Below are 16,355 nucleotides of genomic sequence, written 5' to 3'. Positions count from 1 at the left end.
TGCAGCAGGCTCTGGTACACGCCGCGCTGGAGATGGCCGTGGCTCGCCGACAGCCGCAAACCGAGGTACTGCTGCACTCGGATCGTGGCAGCCAATACTGCGCGTACGATTACCAGGCCTTGCTGCGGCGACATCGCATCGTGCCCAGTCATTCGCGCCCGGGGAACTGCTGGGACAACGCAGCGATGGAGAGCTTCTTTCGTTCGCTGAAGACCGAACGGGTGTACCTGACCCGCTACGCCAGCTACCAGGAGGCGAAAACCGACCTGTTCGACTACATCCGCTTTTACAATCACCGCCGCCGCCACTCGACACTGGGCTATCTCAGTCCGATGGAATTTGAGCGGCGAAATACGAGCAGTCGCTCTTAACTACCTGTCCACTAGCTCCGGGACAGACCACCTTCTTGCCTATACACTTTGCTTTCATGCACGGGCTGCATGTCGCCAATATTGGTTCGTCAGACCAATATCGGAAATTTGGCTGAAGGCGACAAATGGGACACACCTTTCGTCGTCTTCCCGCAGACAGATGTACGGGTCAACCCAAATGCACCTGCAGAGATCCGTGCTGCTTTTGAGGAAGCTTGTGCGTGTTATCGCACTCAAGCCTATACAGCGTCAGCGATAATGTGTCGCAAGACAATCGAAGGAGTTTGCGCTCAGCATGGCGTCAAAGAGAGAAACCTGAGCGCATCGTTGAGGAGGATGAAGGACGACGGGCTCATCGACGAACGCTTATTCGAGTGGTCTGATGCTCTACGAGTTGTTGGAAACGAGGCCGCCCATGGGGTTGGAGTTTCCATCGAGCAGCCTGATGCCAAGGACACAATCGAATTCACAAACGCGATCCTCGACTACATGTTTTCGTATAGAGATCGTTTCGAGCAGTTCAAAAAACGTCGGGCTGGTGCTGCGTAACCTTAGCTAGGTTTTGTACGAAAAGTACTGACGCATGCAACGCAGGCTGCAGGCCAGCGTGACCATGGCTGAAAAGCTTCTCGCCAGCTTGTCGTAGCGAGTGCCTATTCTGCGGTTCTCTTTCAGCCAGCCAAACATCCGCTCAATGATGTTTCGCTGTCGATACTTTGGACGATCAAAGAGCCGGGGCAGGCCAGGCCGAGGCTTGCGGGGCATGGCACGCAGCGGGATCACCGGCTGTATTCGGTAGCGGTCGCAGTAATGGCGCAGGTGTTGCGCGTCATAGCCTTTGTCAGCCAGTAACCAGCGACTGCGTTTGCGTGGACGCCCCGGCTTACCGGGAATTCGCACCTGATCCAGCAACGGCTGGGCATGAGCGATATCGCTGGTTTGCCCCGGCGAAAGAATGAAGCGTAATGGAACACCATTGGCGTCACAGATCATGTGAATCTTGGTAGTAAGGCCGCCTCGACTACGCCCCAAAGCATGATCTAGCGGTTCTTCAGGCCCCCTTTTTTCCCGGCGCCTGAAGAGGCTCGGGTTGCACGTATCGCAGTGGAATCGATCATCCAGGTGTCCAGATCAATCAGTCCCTCCCGGTTTAATCGGATGTGCAAGCGCTCCAGTATCCGGTCGAACGTACCGTCGTCGCGCCAGTCACGAAAACGCTGATACACCGTCGACCAAGGCCCAAAGCGTTCCGGCAGATCACGCCAGGCAGCGCCCGAGCAGAGGATCCACAGGATTGCGTGGAGTACCAGACGATCATCACTGCGTGGGCGACCCATCTTCTGCTCTGGAGAAACCAGATCCTTGATCAATTCCCACGATGCGTCGGAGAGTTCGTAACGCTTTGCCATGCGGGCCTCCAGCCAATCATGGCGGCAATTTTACCCGTACCGACTTTTCGTACAAAACCTAGCAACATGGTGCCAAATCTGGCGCGAAAAACCGGAGTTGAACTCAAAACGGTAAGTGCCAAAGATCTTACAAGGTAGTGCCAAATCCGCCGTGCGCTTACACGACACTTTGCATGCCGCAGATAGCAAAAGCCCCCGAAATTCTAGGAATTTCAGGGGCTTAGGCTTGAGATATGGCGGGAAGATAGGGATTTGAACCCTAGGTACCATCGCTGATACAACGGATTTCGAATCCGTCCCGTTCGGCCACTCCGGCATCTTCCCAGGCGGCGCGCATGATACCAGCAGAATTCGCTTTGGCGAAGCCCATAACGTAATTTTTTTCGCGTGCTATCAAATGCTTGGCTCATTTGCCGGTGACGGCTGCGTGGCCATCCGCTGATCGGCGTGCCCGATGCCGCGCGCCAAAGCCCTTGGCATCGGGGTTGTGGGCCGGAGCCTGCTGGCAGCGGAAGCGCTGGCCGCGCCTGCCGCCATCCGCTCGGCGGATAGTACCTTGCTGGCCGGGTAGAATACTGTACATTTGGACAGTATTTTTCTTGCTGCCCATTCGCCATGTCTTCCGTCGTCGCTATCGATCATCTGCTCAACGAACGCCGTATCTGGCGTGGCCAGGGCATTGTCGCGCCCAGCGGCCACCAGCCCACGGGCAACGCGGCGCTGGATGCTTCGTTGCCAGGCGGTGGCTGGCCGGAAGCAGCGTTGAGCGAGCTGCTCGTCGAGGCGCCAGGTATCGGTGAGCTGCGCGTGGTGCTGGCGACATTGGCGCGTTTGAGCGCTGCCGGGGAGCGGGTGGTGTTGGTCGCGCCGCCCTACCTGCCCTACCCCGGCGCCTGGTCGGCAGCGGGGGTGGAGATGAAGCAGTTGGCGCTGATCCAGGCGAGCGCGCGGGATGCCTTGTGGGCGGCCGAGCAGTGCCTGCGTTCGGGCAGTTGCGGGGCGGTGGTGCTGTGGCCGCAACGGGCCGATGACCGTGCCCTGCGCCGCCTGCAGATCGCCGCCGAAACCGGGCAGACCCTGGCCTTCGCCTACCGCCCGCTGCATGAGGCGCGCAACCCTTCGCCGGCGGCCTTGCGCCTGACCATCCAGGCGCAGCCCGCCCAGGTGCGGGTGCTCAAGTGCCGAGGTGGGCAACCACCGTCGCGCGCGTTTGATTTGAGCGGCTGGGGCTTTTGATATGCGCTGGGCGTGCATCCTGCTGCCGCAACTGGCCATGGACGGCGTGTTGCGTGGCCGTGAAGAGGCCGAAGCGCCGCTGGTGTTGCTGAGCGGCACACCCCAGCGGCGCATGTTGCAGGCGGTCAACCCGGCCGCGCGGGCGCTCGGCCTGCGCCCGGGGCTGACGCTGACGGCGGCGCAATCCTTGAACTGCGCCTTCGCCAGCGCCGAGTACGACCCCGCCGATATCGAGCGCTGGCGCAGCTTCCTGGCGGCCTGGGCCTACGGTTTCAGCTCCCAGGTGAGCCTGCACTATCCGCGCTGCCTGTTGCTCGAGGTGCAATCGAGCCTGTCGCTGTTCGGGCCCTGGCCACGTTTCGAGGCGCGCCTGCGTGAGGAGCTGACGGCGCTGGGCTTTCGCCATCGCATTACCCTGGCACATCACCCTGCCGCAGCGCGCATGCTCGCCAACCTGCACGATGGCCTGGCGATCACCGACGAGCAGGCGTTGCGCGAGCGGCTGGCGGCCATGCCGCTGGATCGCATCGGCCTGCCGGAAGAACTGGCCACGACGCTGGCGCGCATGGGCCTGCGCCAGGTGCGCCAGTTACAGGCGCTACCCCGCGACAGCCTGGCGCGGCGCTTCGCGCCTGAGCTGCTGGCTGGCCTGGATACCCTGATGGGCCTGCGCCCGCTGGCGCTGGATTACTACCGCCCGCCGGATGTGTTCGACAGCCGGCTGGAGCTGCACTTCGAGGTGGAATCGACCCAGGCCCTGTTGTTTCCGCTGCGCCGCCTGACCGCGGATCTCGCTGCCTACCTGGCGGGCCGGGACTGCGGTGTACAGCGTTTCGTGCTGCACCTGGAGCACCGCGACGGTGACGACAGCCTGCTACCCGTCGGCCTGCTCAGCGCCGAGCGAGAAGCGGGCATGCTGCTGGAGTTCACCCGCGGCCGTCTGGAACAGCTGCAATTGCCGTCACCGGTGCTGGCGCTGCGCCTGGTGGCCCGCGACCTGCCGACCTTCGTACCGCAGCACCAGGCCCTGTTCGAGGACCGGCCGCAGCAAACCTTAGGCTGGGAGCAACTGCGTGAACGCCTGCGCGCACGCCTCGGCGACGACGCCGTGCAAGGCCTGGCCGCCCATGCCGACCATCGCCCGGAAAAGGCCTGGCGCACGGATACCAGCCGCATTGCGTTGCCCAGCCCGAGCGCTGCCCGGCCCAGTTGGCTACTGCCAGAGCCCCAGGTGCTGCGTGAGCCGCTGCATATTCTCAGCGGCCCGGAGCGCATCGAGTCCGGCTGGTGGGATGGCGAGGACGTGCGCCGCGATTACTACCTGATCGAAACGCGCAGCGGCCAGCGCGGCTGGGCGTTTCGCAGCGTCGGTGAAGACGGCCCGCTGCAGTTGCACGGCTGGTTCGCATGAGCCTGCCCGACTACGCCGAGCTGCACTGCCTGTCGAACTTCAGTTTCCAGCGCGGGGCCTCCAGCGCCGCCGAACTGTTCGAGCGCGCCAAGCTGCTCGGCTATCGCGCCCTGGCGATCACCGACGAGTGCACCCTGGCCGGCATCGTGCGTGCCTGGCAGGCCGCCAAGGAGCACGAGGTGAAGCTGATCGTCGGCAGCGAGCTGCGCCTACCGAGCGGTGCCCGGCTGATCGTGCTGGTCGAGAACCTCGCCGGTTACCAGCGCCTGTGCGCGCTGATCACCCGTGCCAGAAGGCGTGCGGAAAAAGGCCGCTATATCCTGCTCGACGAAGACCTGCCCGAAGCACCGGATGGCCTGCTGGCCATCTGGCTGCCCACCGCGAACGACGACGCCAGGGCCGGCGCCTGGTTGCACGAGCGCTTTGCCGAGCGCCTGTGGCTGGGCGTGGAGCTGCACCGTGGCGCCAGCGATGCAGCGCTGTTGCAGCATGGCCTGGGCCTGGCACGGCAACTGGGCATCCCTGCCGTGGCCTGTGGCGACGTGCATATGCATGCCCGTGGCCGCCGCGCCCTGCAGGATTGCATGACCGCCATCCACCACCATCTGCCCGTGGCCGAGGCCGGCGCCTACCTGTTCGCCAATGGTGAGCGCCACCTGCGCCGCCGCGAGGAACTGGCCGAGCTGTATCCGCCCGAACTGCTCGCCGAAACCCTGCGCATCGCCGAGCGTTGCCGATTCGATCTCGACGAGCTCAAGTATCAGTATCCCCACGAGTTGGTGCCGGCTGGCCATGACGCCAGTTCCTGGCTGCGCCACCTGGTCGAGGACGGCATCCGCTGGCGCTGGGGCGATGACATCAGTGACAAGGCGCGGGCGCAGATCGAAAGGGAGCTCGCGCTGATCAGCGAGCTGGGCTACGAGAGCTATTTTTTGACCGTGCACGACATCGTGCGCTTCGCCCGCGAGCAGTCGATTCTCTGCCAGGGGCGTGGCTCGGCGGCCAACTCGTCGGTGTGCTTCGCCCTGGGCATCACCGAACTGAACCCGATGGCCAAGGGCAGCCGCCTGCTGTTCGAGCGTTTCCTGTCCCGCGAGCGCAACGAGCCGCCGGACATCGACGTGGATTTCGAGCACGACCGCCGCGAGGAAGTCATCCAGTACGTGTTCCGCCGTTATGGCCGCGAGCGCGCGGCGCTGACCGCGGTGGTCAGCACCTACCATGGTGCTGGGGCGATTCGCGACGTGGCCAAGGCCCTGGGGTTGCCGCCCGACCAGATCAACGCCCTGGCCGGTTGCTGCGGTCGTTGGAGCGACCGCATTCCCGATGCCGAACGCCTGCGCGAGGCCGGTTTCGACCCGCAGAGCAAAGTGCTGCACCGGGTGCTGGTGCTGGCTGGCGAGCTGATCGGCTTTCCCCGCCACCTCTCCCAGCACCCCGGCGGCTTCGTGATTTCCGAGACACCGCTCGACACCCTGGTGCCGGTGGAAAACGCCAGCATGGCCGAACGCACCGTGATCCAGTGGGACAAGGACGATCTCGACGCCGTCGGCCTGCTCAAGGTCGACGTGCTGGCCCTCGGCATGCTCAGCGCTCTGCGCCGCTGCTTCGACCTGTTGGCCGCCTACCGCAACAAGCGCTGGACGCTGGCCAGCCTGCCGGCCGAGGACACCGCCACCTACGAGATGATCAGCCGCGCCGACACCCTGGGGGTGTTCCAGATCGAATCCCGCGCACAGATGGCCATGCTGCCGCGCCTGCGGCCACAAACCTTCTATGACCTGGTGATCCAGGTCGCCATCGTGCGGCCGGGGCCGATCCAGGGCGATATGGTGCATCCCTACCTGCGCCGCCGCACCGGCGAAGAAGAAGTCACCTACCCCTCCGAGGAATTGCAGCCAGTGTTCGAGCGCACCCTGGGCGTGCCGCTGTTTCAGGAGCAGGTGATGGAGTTGGCGATCATCGCCGCCGATTACTCACCCGGCGAGGCGGACGAACTGCGCCGCGCCATGGCCGCCTGGAAGCGCCATGGCGGCCTGGAGCCGCACCGTGAGCGGCTGACCAGGCGCATGCTCGAGAAGGACTACCCAATCGAATACATCAACCGCATCTTCGAGCAGATCAAGGGCTTCGGCAGCTACGGTTTTCCCGAGTCCCACGCTTCCAGCTTCGCCCTGCTCACCTACGCCAGTTGCTGGCTCAAGTGCCACGAGCCGGCAGCCTTCGCCTGCGCGCTGATCAACAGCTGGCCGATGGGTTTCTACAACCCCGACCAGGTGCTGCAGGACGTACGCCGCCATGGCCTGCGCATCCACCCGGTGGACGTGCGCTACAGCGCCTGGGAATGCACCCTGGAAGATATCGGCAAGCCGCAGCCGGCCATCCGTCTGGGGCTGTGCCTGGTCAAGGGGTTTCGCGAGGACGCGGCGCTGCGCATCGCCGCCGCCCGCGAGCAGGCGGCATTCGGCGATATCGCCGATCTGTGTCAGCGCGCCCGCCTGGATAACAACGCCCGCGCGCGCCTGGCCGATGCGGGCGCCCTGCAGGCCCTGGTCGGCCATCGCCACCAGGCACGCTGGGCCATCGCCGGGGTGGAACCGCAGTTGCCGCTGTTCGCCAGCCTGCCCGCCCAACAGGAAGCCGCCATCAGCTTGCCGCGCCCCAGCGTCGGCGAGAACCTGCTGACCGACTACGCGACCCTGGGCACCACCCTCGGCCCGCATCCACTGGCGCTGCTGCGGGGCAAACTCAGGGCCGCCCGCTGCCGCAGCCGACGCGAACTGGAGCGCGTGGAGCCCGGCAGGATGGTCAGCGTGGCCGGCCTGGTGATCGGCCGCCAGCGCCCGCAAACCGCCAGCGGCGTGACCTTCGTGACCCTCGAGGACGAGTTCGGCATGATCAACGTGCTGGTGCGCCTGGAGCTGGCCGAGCGCCAGCGCAAGACGCTGCTGCAGTCCCGCCTGCTGCGCATCGACGGCCACCTGGAAGCCGCCAACGGCGTGCAACACGTGATCGCCGGGCGGCTGGTGGACCTCACCGACTGGCTGGTGGGGCTGGATGTGCGCAGCCGGGATTTTCATTGAGGGCGGGGATGCAGCATTGTGGTTACGCTGCGGGGGGCGGCCCCGCCGGCATTGGGGTTGATCCGGCCTTTTGTGGGAGGGCGCCATGCGCCCGATTTCATGGGAAAGGGCAGAGACGACCAGTACATTCCCATGATTTTTCGCGCGCATGAACTAGGCGTCCCCGCGCGCTCTCACACCGGCCATTAGCACTGCCGCATTACCGTCGCTTAGAACCCATTCATAATTTTTCACTAATAGTTTCGTCGCTTTTGGCAGCTAAGTGGTAGCGGCCGTTATCCGATCCATTGTGGGAGCCGCGACCTCGCGGCGAATCGCTCAGGCACCGCCGAAATAGGCAGTCAGGCTGCAATCGTTTCGCCCCGAGGTCGGGGCTCCCACAGGTTGGCTTGAGTGTCTGCTCCTGCCTTGCAGCAGCCTCTTTGATGTCGCCTGAAAAGATCGTGAACAGGTTCTTACAGCGCGCGGCGCATGCCGATATGGGGAATATCGTCTTCCAGGTATTCATCAGTGGCGGGCACGAACCCATAAGGGCCGTAATAACCCTGCAAATGCGCCTGGGCGGACATGTAAACAGGCAAGCCCGGCCAGCGCAGGTCGCAGGCCAGCAGCGCCTGCTCCATCATGCCGTGGCCGAGCCCGGTGCCCCGCGCGCTGGCCGCCGTCACCACGCGGCCAATCACCACTTCACCGTCGTTGAGCGCCGGGTCGAGCAGGCGCAGGTAAGCCACCAGCTCATCGCCGCGCCAGCCCAGCAGGTGACAGGTGTCGCCTTCGAGATCACGGCCATCGACTTCAAGATACGGGCAGTTCTGCTCGACTACGAATACCTGGGTACGCAGCGCGAGGGCGGCGTATAGCTCGGTCTTGGTCAGTTCGGTGTGGTGTTTGCAGTGCCAGGTTGCAGACATGATCGGCTCGCGGCTGGAGGTTCGGAAATAGCCAGCGACTCTACCCGCTTCGCCCCCATTTCGTCATGGGGCTGCCGACCTACTTTTCGATTACCTGCCCACGCAGGGCCGCCAGGCGCGCCAGCAGACGGTTCTGCACGGGCGTCGGCACGCCCTGGCTGTCCATCGAAGCCTGCAGGTTCTCGACAAGGGCATTGAAGTGGCTGGGCGACAGGTTCTGACCCTTGTGGCTTTCCTCGAGAGAATCACCGGTGTACACGCAGGGGCCGCCGGCGATCACGCAGAACTTGTCGACCAGTTTGTCACGCAGCCCGGCGATATCGACCTTGGCAAAGAACTGCACGATGCGCGGGTCGCCTGCCACGTTGATCAGCATGCCCTCGACGATACGGGTGATGCCAGGCTTCTCGCCCAGGTCGCGGTACAGGCTGTCATCCTTGGCCGGCTGCTGCGCGCAGCCGATCAACACCAGCGCCAGCAGCGCAATGCACAATGAACGCAGCATGCTCAGAAACTCCCCTGCACGGACAGGTAGGCGCCGTTCTGGTTATCCAGCGTGGCGATCTCGCCGAGGCGCGCGTAGGCCAGCACGATGGCCAGGTGCTTGTTGGGGAAATAACCGACGAACAGATCGGCCCAGTCGCTTTCGCCAGCGAAGTTGAGGTTGTCCGGTTTTTCCCGGTACTCCACGCCCACCGCCCACTGGCGGTTGAGCAGCACCGCCACCGAGCCTTCCTTGAGCACCGAGCGACGGTCGCGGCGATCACCCCCGAAACCCAGCAGGCCCAACTCGTTGGCGCGGCTGTAGCGCACGCCGCCATTGAGCAGCAGGTTGTAGCCAAAGGCGCCACCGAGGATCAGCCGGCTGGCAGTCAGGTAGCCTTCGGTGTCCTCGTCGCGCTGGGCGCCAACCAGGCTGGGGATGAGAAAATCCTTCTGACGCTTGTGCTGGATACCCAGGGAAACCTGGGGCAACTGGTCGTAGATCAGGTCGCCGAACAGGCGCACCTTGATGCCGAAGATGTCCTGGCTGAGGCTGTTTTCCGGCAGGCTCAGGTTGCGGGCCAGGTTGCCCAGGTCAAAGCGCTGGCGCGCGTAGGACAGCTCGATGCGGTTGTCGTAAGCCACGGCCATGCCGGCGACATCCAGGCGGTAGTCACCGGTCTCCACCCGGGTAGCGAACACGTCGGCGCCCCACTCGCCCTTCTCGCCATAGCCGGCCAGCACCGCCCAGGGCGTGATGCCCCCGCCAGCTGCGCCTTCCAGGCTGCTGGCACCACCTGTGGCGAGCAGACGGCCTTCGCTGGCCAGAGCCGCCGAGGTGAACATGCCCAACAGGAGGGCGCCGGTCAGTTGAGATAGCCACATGGTCAATGCACCAGAGAAACGGGAGAAGTTAACGGCCGCTGCATCCAGGTTTCGAACGCCTGCGCCGCCAGCGGTCGGCTGATCAGATAGCCCTGCACGCTGTCGCACTGCCAGCGGTCGAGCAGGTCCAGGCTGCGCTGCAGCTCGACGCCCTCGGCCACTACCTTGAGCCCAAGGCTGTGGCTCATCTCGATGGTCGAGCGGACGATCACCGCGTCTTCGCTGGTGTCGTCCAGCTCGCGAATGAACGACTGGTCGATCTTCAACTCCTGCACCGGCATGCGCTTGAGCTGCGCCAGTGAAGAGTAGCCGGTGCCGAAGTCGTCCACCGACAGGCCGATTCCTTTTTCACGCAGCCCGTGCAGCACTTGCAAGGCCGCCGCCGGGTTGAGCATCACACCGCTCTCGGTAATTTCGAAGATCAGTTGGGCGGCCGGAACCTGGTAATGGGCCAGCAGCCGACCGACGCGGGTAGGCAGTTCGGTATCGATCAGGTCTTCGGTGGAGATGTTCAGCGACAGCTGCACCACCCGCCCGCGCTGACGCCATTCCTGCAGTTGGCGCACGCCCTCCTCGATCACCCAGGCAGTCAGGGTCTGGATGCTGCCGGTACGCTCGGCCAGCGGGATGAACTCGCCTGGCGACACCATGCCGAACTGCGGATGCTGCCAGCGCAGCAGGCCCTCGGCCTGAATGCGCGCGGGGTTGCGCACGTCCAGCTTGGGTTGGTAGTGCAACAGCAGTTCCTCGCGCTGCGCAGCGCGGCGCAAGTCGCGGATCAGTTGCACCTGACGCTGCTGAACGGCGTCGCGGCCGCTTTCGTAAACCTGGATGCGCCCGGCCAGGTGGCCGGCGTCCTGCATGGCGATACCGGCGCGGCGCAGCAGTTCTTCCGGCGTCACGCCATCACTGGGATAGCCGGCGATGCCGATGCGGCAATCCAGGGCGACGTCCACGTTATCGATACGAAAGGGCTTCATGGACAGCTGCTGCACCCGGTCGGCGGTGGCCACCGCGCTGTCGACATCGGCGCCATCGAGCAGCAGCACGAACTCGTCGCCATGCAGCCGCGCCAGGCTGTCGGACGGCCGCAGTGCCACCTGCAGGCGGTTGGCCAATTGCTGCATGAGGCGATCGCCGCCGCCTGCCTCGCAGCTTTCCGTGATGGTGCGGAAATTACCGATGCCCAGGTACAGCAAGGCGATGTGCCGCTCGGCCATGATCGCGCTGCTCAGGCGCTCGAGCGCCAGGTTACGGTTAGGCAGGCCGGTCAAGGGATCGTGCAGGGCGTTATGGGCCAGCTGCCGCTCACGCTCGGCAATGCCGTGCTGCATGCTCTGGAAGGCCTTGGCCAGGCTGCCGAGCTCGTCCGAGCGGTCGAGCGCCAGCGGCACTTCGTAATCACCCTGACCGACACGCTCCGCTGCACCGGCCAGACGGCGGATCGGCTGCGACAGGCTGCGCGCCAGCAACAGCGCGCCCAAGAGTGATGCTGCCAGGGCTGCCACGGCGATCAGCAGGATCTGCTTGTTGAGTGCGGCCACCGAGCCCCTGGCCTGTTCGAGGGAGCGCTGCAGCAATGCCTGCACCCGGAAGCCGTCACCGCTGGCCAGCACCAGACGTTGCACCAGGAACGGCTCGCCGCCGTGCATGACCTCGCCGCTGTCGCTATCGAAGGTGATCATCGGCATGTCGTCCAGGGTGCTCACGCGCACATCGGGCTGCCCGTCCATGCTGCCGGTCAAGGTCAGCTCGAGGTGGGTCAGTTGGTTCAGCTCGCGGGCGAAACCTTCGTCGATGGCAAAGCCCATCACCAGCCGGGCAATGGGCAGCGGCGCGCTGACGGTGGCCTGCACCAGCAGGTAGATGCGGCCATCGAAGGGCATCAACACGCTCTGCCCCTGCCGGCTCAGTTGCGCGTTGATCTGCTCGGCACGCGGCACCGACATCGGCGTGAGGGTACTGGCGCTGAGCTTGCCGTCCATGTCGAACATCATCACCACGCCGGCGTTGATTCGCGCACCATGGTTGAGCAACGCCGAGCGGATGGTCGCCTCGTCGCCACTGGCCACCGCCTCACGGAAACCGAAATCGCTGGTCAGTACCTGTACCGCATCGCGCAGCTGCCGGGCATGCACATCGAGCAATTGGCCGAACACGCCGGTACCGACGTCGAGCTGCTCGCGCGCCTGGGTGCGAATCGAGGCGGTAGTGGCCGCCTGCACGGCGAAGTACAGCGCGCCGACCACCACCAGCAACAGCAGGATCAGCACACTGGCGATGCGCGCCTGGAAACTAGTGCGAACCATGTTCCACGGCTTTCCTGAAGGCATCACCAAAGGCGCTGGGCGGCGCGCCCGGCGGCTCGGCTTCAGCGGAGGCCTCGACCGGCAAGGCGAAACGATGCTGCGCCGCGCTGCCCTCGACCTTGAACGCTTCGCCCTGCTGCGGCTGCATGTCGGGCAGCGCCGGATGCCAGAGGGTCACCCGATAATCGCCGGTCGGCAGGTTGTCGAAACTGACCTTGCCCTGGGCGTCGCTGACGGCGAACCAGGGATCGTCGGTCACGTAGATGTAGCCCACCATCCAGTCATGGATGTTGCAGCCCAGCACTACCAGGCCCGGCTTGTCGAACACCACCGGTGCGCTGGGCGTGCCCTGGTAAAGGCGCAGCTCGAAACGCTTGGCCGGCGAGAACGAATAGACCTGATGGCGGATGTCGTCGCGGTTCGGAAAGGTCACCGCCGTACCGGTACGCACGGCCAGCACGCTCGGCACGAAGCGCATCTCCTGCTGGTCCATCACCGCTTTGCCGGGCGCCGCTGCGCCAGTGGCAGGGCCCTGCAGCGTCACCACGGCATTGGCCAGCGGTGCGCCCTTGGCGTCCACCACGTCGCCCTGCAGGCTGGCCGCCTCGGCGACGCCCAGCGCGCCGATCAGGTACAAAGGTGCAGCGAGAAAAAAGCGTTTGGTCATAAGAGCTCGTCAAGGGCGCTCGGCCCTGCCGCAAGGCCGCACGGGCCTCTTCGCTGATCAGGAAGGTCTGCGGGAAAGATTAGCTGCCCCAGGGGATAAGTTCGAGCTTTTGTAACGATGAAAAAAGGCAAAACGCCACTATCTGACGAAAAGCCTTCGAAACCGGGCCTTGAGCGCTATTCGCTGCCGCGCAGACGCTTTGGCGTGAGCCCCAGATAACGGCGCATGGCGGTGGTCAGCGCGCTCTGGCTGGAGAAGCCACACTCCTCGGCGATACGCACCAGCGGCAATCCGCTGCCCCGCAATAGCCGTGTGGCGCGATCGAGGCGCGCCTTGAGCAGGTACTGATGGGGCGTGAGGCCGACGCTGTCCTTGAACTGGGCGTGGAAATGGCTCGGGCTCAAGCAGGCGACATGGGCCAGTTCGGCCACGCTGATGCGCCGCGCCAGGTTGTCGGCGATATAGCCATCGAGGCGCTGCACGTTCAGCGAGCCGTGGCCGCGGCTGGGTTGTTCGCCGAACAGCCGCAGATGCAGGGCGCGCAGCAGCACGCCGCCCAGCGACCGCGCCAGCAGCGGGTCGCTGCCGTAACGCTCCAGTTCGGCGCCGGCATAGCAGAGCAGGTGCTGGAAGTCGGCATCGAGCTGCGGGTAACGCGGCGTGTCGAACAGGTGGCCGAGCAGTTGCAGGTCCTCGCTGGACATGTCCTGCTCGTTGAGGTCGACGATCAGCATGCGGTTGTCGCCAATGCCGGCGAACTGATGATCGGCGTCGCCCGGCACCAGGCAGGCGCGCATGCGGCACACCTCGCCGCCACGCCCGACCACCTCGAACTCGGCACGCCCGGACACCGACATCACCAGTTGATGATGGTCGTGGGTGTGTTCGTGGGCCTGGTCGTCCAGGCGCATGAGGCGGGCGTTGAGCATGATTCGCAACTCGATGGGCAACGCGCGCACTCTACCGCGTTGCCGGGCAAAACTGTATGGGTAGCGACAGGAGGCCTGATGGCGGGAAAACCGCCACACCGGCGGCACTGACAAGCGAAACGCCTGACACATGAATAAATGTTGAAAAAAGCCGGCGGCGCCCCATCTAACCCTCAACGTCAATGGACAGGTGCCGCATGAACGACCCGCACGATATCGAGATCGCTTCGGAGCAAACCAGCCACAGCCTGATGCTGCCCGGCCAGAACCTGCCGGACAAACTCTATGTGATTCCGATTCATAACCGCCCCTTCTTCCCGGCGCAGGTGCTGCCGGTGATCGTCAACGAAGAGCACTGGGCGGAAACCCTGGAGCTGGTCAGCAAGACCGAGCACAAGACCCTGGCGCTGTTCTACGTCGACAAGCCGGTCACCGACCCCCGCCACTTCGATACCTCCAGCCTGCCCGAGCACGGCACCGTGGTGCGCGTGCACCACGTCAGCAATGACGACGGCAAGCTGCAGTTCGTGGCCCAGGGCCTGACCCGGGTGCGCATCCGCGGCTGGCTCAAGCACCATCGCCCGCCGTACCTGGCCGAAGTCGACTACCCGCGCAATCCCAACGACGGGCGCGACGAGGTCAAGGCTTACGCCATGGCACTGATCAACGTGATCCGCGAGTTGTTGCCGCTCAATCCGCTGTACAACGAAGAGCTGAAGAACTACCTCAACCGCTTCAGCCCCAATGACCCTTCGCCGCTCACCGACTTCGCCGCCGCCCTGACCACTGCACAATCCAAGGTGCTGCAGGAAGTGCTCGACACCGTGCCGATTCTCAAACGCATGGAAAAGGTGCTGCCGCTGCTGCGCAAGGAAGTCGAGGTCGCGCGCCTGCAGAACGAGCTCTCCGACGAGGTGAACCGCTCGGTGGGCGAGCACCAGCGCGAGTTCTTCCTCAAGGAACAGCTGAAGATCATCCAGCAGGAACTGGGCATCACCAAGGATGACCGCAGCGCCGATGCCGAGCAGTTCAGTCAGCGCCTGGAAGGCAAGACCCTGCCCGAGCAGGCGCGCAAGCGCATCGACGAAGAGATGAACAAGCTCTCCGTGCTGGAAACCGGCTCGCCGGAGTACGCTGTCACCCGCAATTATCTTGACTGGGCCACCAGCGTGCCCTGGGGCGTGGTCGGCAAGGACAAGCTCGACCTCAAGCACGCGCGCAAGGTGCTCGACGATCACCATGCCGGCATGGACGACATCAAGCAGCGCATCACCGAATTCCTCGCCGTTGGCGCCTTCAAGGGCGAGATCGCCGGCTCCATCGTGCTGCTGGTCGGCCCGCCGGGCGTGGGCAAGACCAGCATCGGCAAATCCATCGCCGAATCCCTGGGCCGGCCGTTCTACCGTTTCTCGGTGGGCGGCATGCGTGACGAGGCCGAGATCAAGGGCCATCGCCGTACCTACATCGGCGCCCTGCCCGGCAAGCTGGTGCAGGCGCTCAAGGATGTCGAGGTGATGAACCCGGTGATCATGCTCGACGAGATCGACAAGATGGGCAGCAGCTTCCAGGGCGACCCGGCCTCGGCACTACTGGAGACCCTCGACCCGGAGCAGAACGTCGAATTCCTCGACCACTATCTCGACCTGCGCCTGGACCTCTCCAAGGTGCTGTTCGTGTGCACCGCCAACACCCTGGATTCGATTCCCGGCCCCCTGCTCGACCGTATGGAAGTGGTGCGCCTGTCCGGTTACATCACCGAGGAAAAGCTGGCCATCGCCAAGCGCCACCTGTGGCCCAAGCAGCTCGACAAGGCGGGGGTCTCGAGCAAGCAGCTGTCGATCAGCGACAGCGCCCTGCGCGCCCTGATCGAAGGCTATGCTCGCGAGGCCGGCGTGCGCCAGCTGGAGAAACAGCTCGGCAAGCTGGTACGCAAGGCGGTGGTCAAGCTGCTCGAAGACCCGCACACCAAGGTCAAGATCGCCGCCAAGGATCTGGAAAGCTACCTGGGCATGCCGGTGTTCCGCAGCGAGCAGGTGCTGTCCGGCGTCGGGGTGATCACCGGCCTGGCCTGGACCAGCATGGGCGGCGCCACGCTGCCGATCGAGGCGACGCGCATCCACACCCTCAACCGCGGCTTCAAGCTCACCGGTCAGCTTGGCGAGGTGATGAAGGAGTCCGCGGAGATCGCCTACAGCTACGTCAGCTCGAACCTGAAAACCTACAAGGGCGACCCGACCTTCTTCGACCAGGCCTTCGTGCACATGCACGTGCCCGAGGGCGCCACACCCAAGGACGGGCCCAGCGCCGGCGTCACCATCGCCAGCGCGCTGCTCTCCCTGGCGCGCAACAGGGCACCCAAAAAGGGTGTGGCGATGACCGGTGAGTTGACCCTGACCGGCCAGGTACTGGCCATCGGCGGGGTGCGCGAGAAAGTCATTGCGGCGCGCCGCCAGAAGATCCACGAGCTGATCCTGCCCGAGGCCAACCGCGGCTCCTACCAAGAGCTACCGGACTACCTCAAGGAAGGCCTTACCGTGCACTTCGCCAAGCGCTTCAGCGACGTCGCCAAGGTACTGTTCGACTGACAGCTCCCCTGCCCTGCCCTTGCTGCGCCCAGCAGCAAGGGCAGGCGCGGCGCCCCTGGGTGCCAGGCCCGCTCAC

Annotated in this window: 13 protein-coding genes and 1 tRNA gene; 6 read left to right on the top strand and 8 right to left on the bottom strand. The window is 64.6% G+C overall.

Annotated elements, in window-relative coordinates:
- Both BVH06_RS11025 and BVH06_RS11020 read left to right on the top strand, forming a co-directional pair.
- On the top strand, positions 1-371 hold a 371-nt coding region (locus BVH06_RS11025), incomplete at its 5' end, for an IS3 family transposase (RefSeq protein WP_139315619.1).
- 69 nt (positions 372-440) lie between these two features.
- Positions 441-920: a DUF4145 domain-containing protein gene (locus BVH06_RS11020; protein ID WP_256575168.1), complete on the top strand. Its 480-nt coding sequence runs from the start codon at positions 441-443 to the stop codon at positions 918-920.
- Positions 921-926: 6 nt separating this feature from the next.
- Here BVH06_RS11020 and BVH06_RS25100 read toward each other — a convergent pair.
- Positions 927-1,780, bottom strand: a protein-coding gene (locus tag BVH06_RS25100) for an IS5 family transposase (RefSeq protein ID WP_139315618.1) whose coding sequence is annotated in 2 segments (ribosomal slippage) — positions 927-1,432 and positions 1,432-1,780 — 855 coding nt in all. Because the reading frame shifts where the segments join, the coding sequence is not laid out codon by codon here.
- A gap of 234 nt (positions 1,781-2,014) precedes the next feature.
- Positions 2,015-2,104 (bottom strand) — tRNA-Ser (locus tag BVH06_RS11005).
- A gap of 291 nt (positions 2,105-2,395) precedes the next feature.
- Here BVH06_RS11005 and imuA point away from each other — a divergent pair.
- From imuA to BVH06_RS10990, 3 genes are read left to right on the top strand one after another with little or no spacing between them, the layout of a single operon-like run.
- Entirely contained in the window at positions 2,396-3,016 is a 621-nt protein-coding gene (imuA, locus tag BVH06_RS11000) for a translesion DNA synthesis-associated protein ImuA (protein ID WP_075934106.1), read from the top strand.
- 1 nt (position 3,017) lies between these two features.
- Entirely contained in the window at positions 3,018-4,427 is a 1,410-nt protein-coding gene (locus BVH06_RS10995) for a DNA polymerase Y family protein (RefSeq protein ID WP_075934105.1), read from the top strand.
- On the top strand, positions 4,424-7,510 hold the full coding sequence (locus BVH06_RS10990) for an error-prone DNA polymerase (protein WP_075934104.1): 3,087 nt from the start codon (positions 4,424-4,426) through the stop codon (positions 7,508-7,510). The genes BVH06_RS10995 and BVH06_RS10990 overlap by 4 nt, the downstream gene beginning before the upstream one ends.
- A gap of 455 nt (positions 7,511-7,965) precedes the next feature.
- On the opposite strand, the gene BVH06_RS10985 is transcribed toward BVH06_RS10990, so the two are convergent.
- The 6 genes from BVH06_RS10985 to BVH06_RS10960 form a co-directional block, all read right to left on the bottom strand.
- Positions 7,966-8,421: a GNAT family N-acetyltransferase gene (locus BVH06_RS10985; protein ID WP_075934103.1), complete on the bottom strand. Its 456-nt coding sequence runs from the start codon at positions 8,419-8,421 to the stop codon at positions 7,966-7,968.
- A 79-nt stretch (positions 8,422-8,500) separates the two neighbouring features.
- Complete coding sequence (locus BVH06_RS10980; protein WP_075931377.1) at positions 8,501-8,923, bottom strand: group 1 truncated hemoglobin; 423 nt, start codon at positions 8,921-8,923, stop codon at positions 8,501-8,503.
- Between the two features lie 5 nt (positions 8,924-8,928).
- Entirely contained in the window at positions 8,929-9,795 is an 867-nt protein-coding gene (locus BVH06_RS10975; protein ID WP_075931177.1) for a DUF3034 family protein, read from the bottom strand.
- A complete protein-coding gene (locus tag BVH06_RS10970) occupies positions 9,792-12,098 on the bottom strand; it encodes a bifunctional diguanylate cyclase/phosphodiesterase (protein WP_075934102.1) in 2,307 nt (768 codons plus the stop codon). Before BVH06_RS10970 ends, BVH06_RS10975 begins: the two co-directional genes overlap by 4 nt.
- The gene (locus tag BVH06_RS10965; RefSeq protein WP_075931179.1) at positions 12,085-12,765 is read right to left on the bottom strand and encodes a hypothetical protein; all 681 of its coding nucleotides are present in this window, start codon (positions 12,763-12,765) and stop codon (positions 12,085-12,087) included. The genes BVH06_RS10970 and BVH06_RS10965 overlap by 14 nt, the downstream gene beginning before the upstream one ends.
- A gap of 176 nt (positions 12,766-12,941) precedes the next feature.
- The gene (locus BVH06_RS10960; RefSeq protein WP_075931180.1) at positions 12,942-13,694 is read right to left on the bottom strand and encodes an AraC family transcriptional regulator; all 753 of its coding nucleotides are present in this window, start codon (positions 13,692-13,694) and stop codon (positions 12,942-12,944) included.
- A gap of 197 nt (positions 13,695-13,891) precedes the next feature.
- Here BVH06_RS10960 and lon point away from each other — a divergent pair, with 197 nt between their 5' ends.
- Positions 13,892-16,279: an endopeptidase La gene (gene lon, locus BVH06_RS10955; RefSeq protein WP_075934101.1), complete on the top strand. Its 2,388-nt coding sequence runs from the start codon at positions 13,892-13,894 to the stop codon at positions 16,277-16,279.
- Positions 16,280-16,355 lie beyond the last annotated feature (76 nt).

The sequence above is a fragment of the Pseudomonas sp. PA27(2017) genome (assembly GCF_001945445.1).
GTDB lineage: Bacteria > Pseudomonadota > Gammaproteobacteria > Pseudomonadales > Pseudomonadaceae > Aquipseudomonas.
Note: the sequence above shows the minus strand (reverse complement) of the source record. Positions and strands in the feature narration are given on the sequence as shown.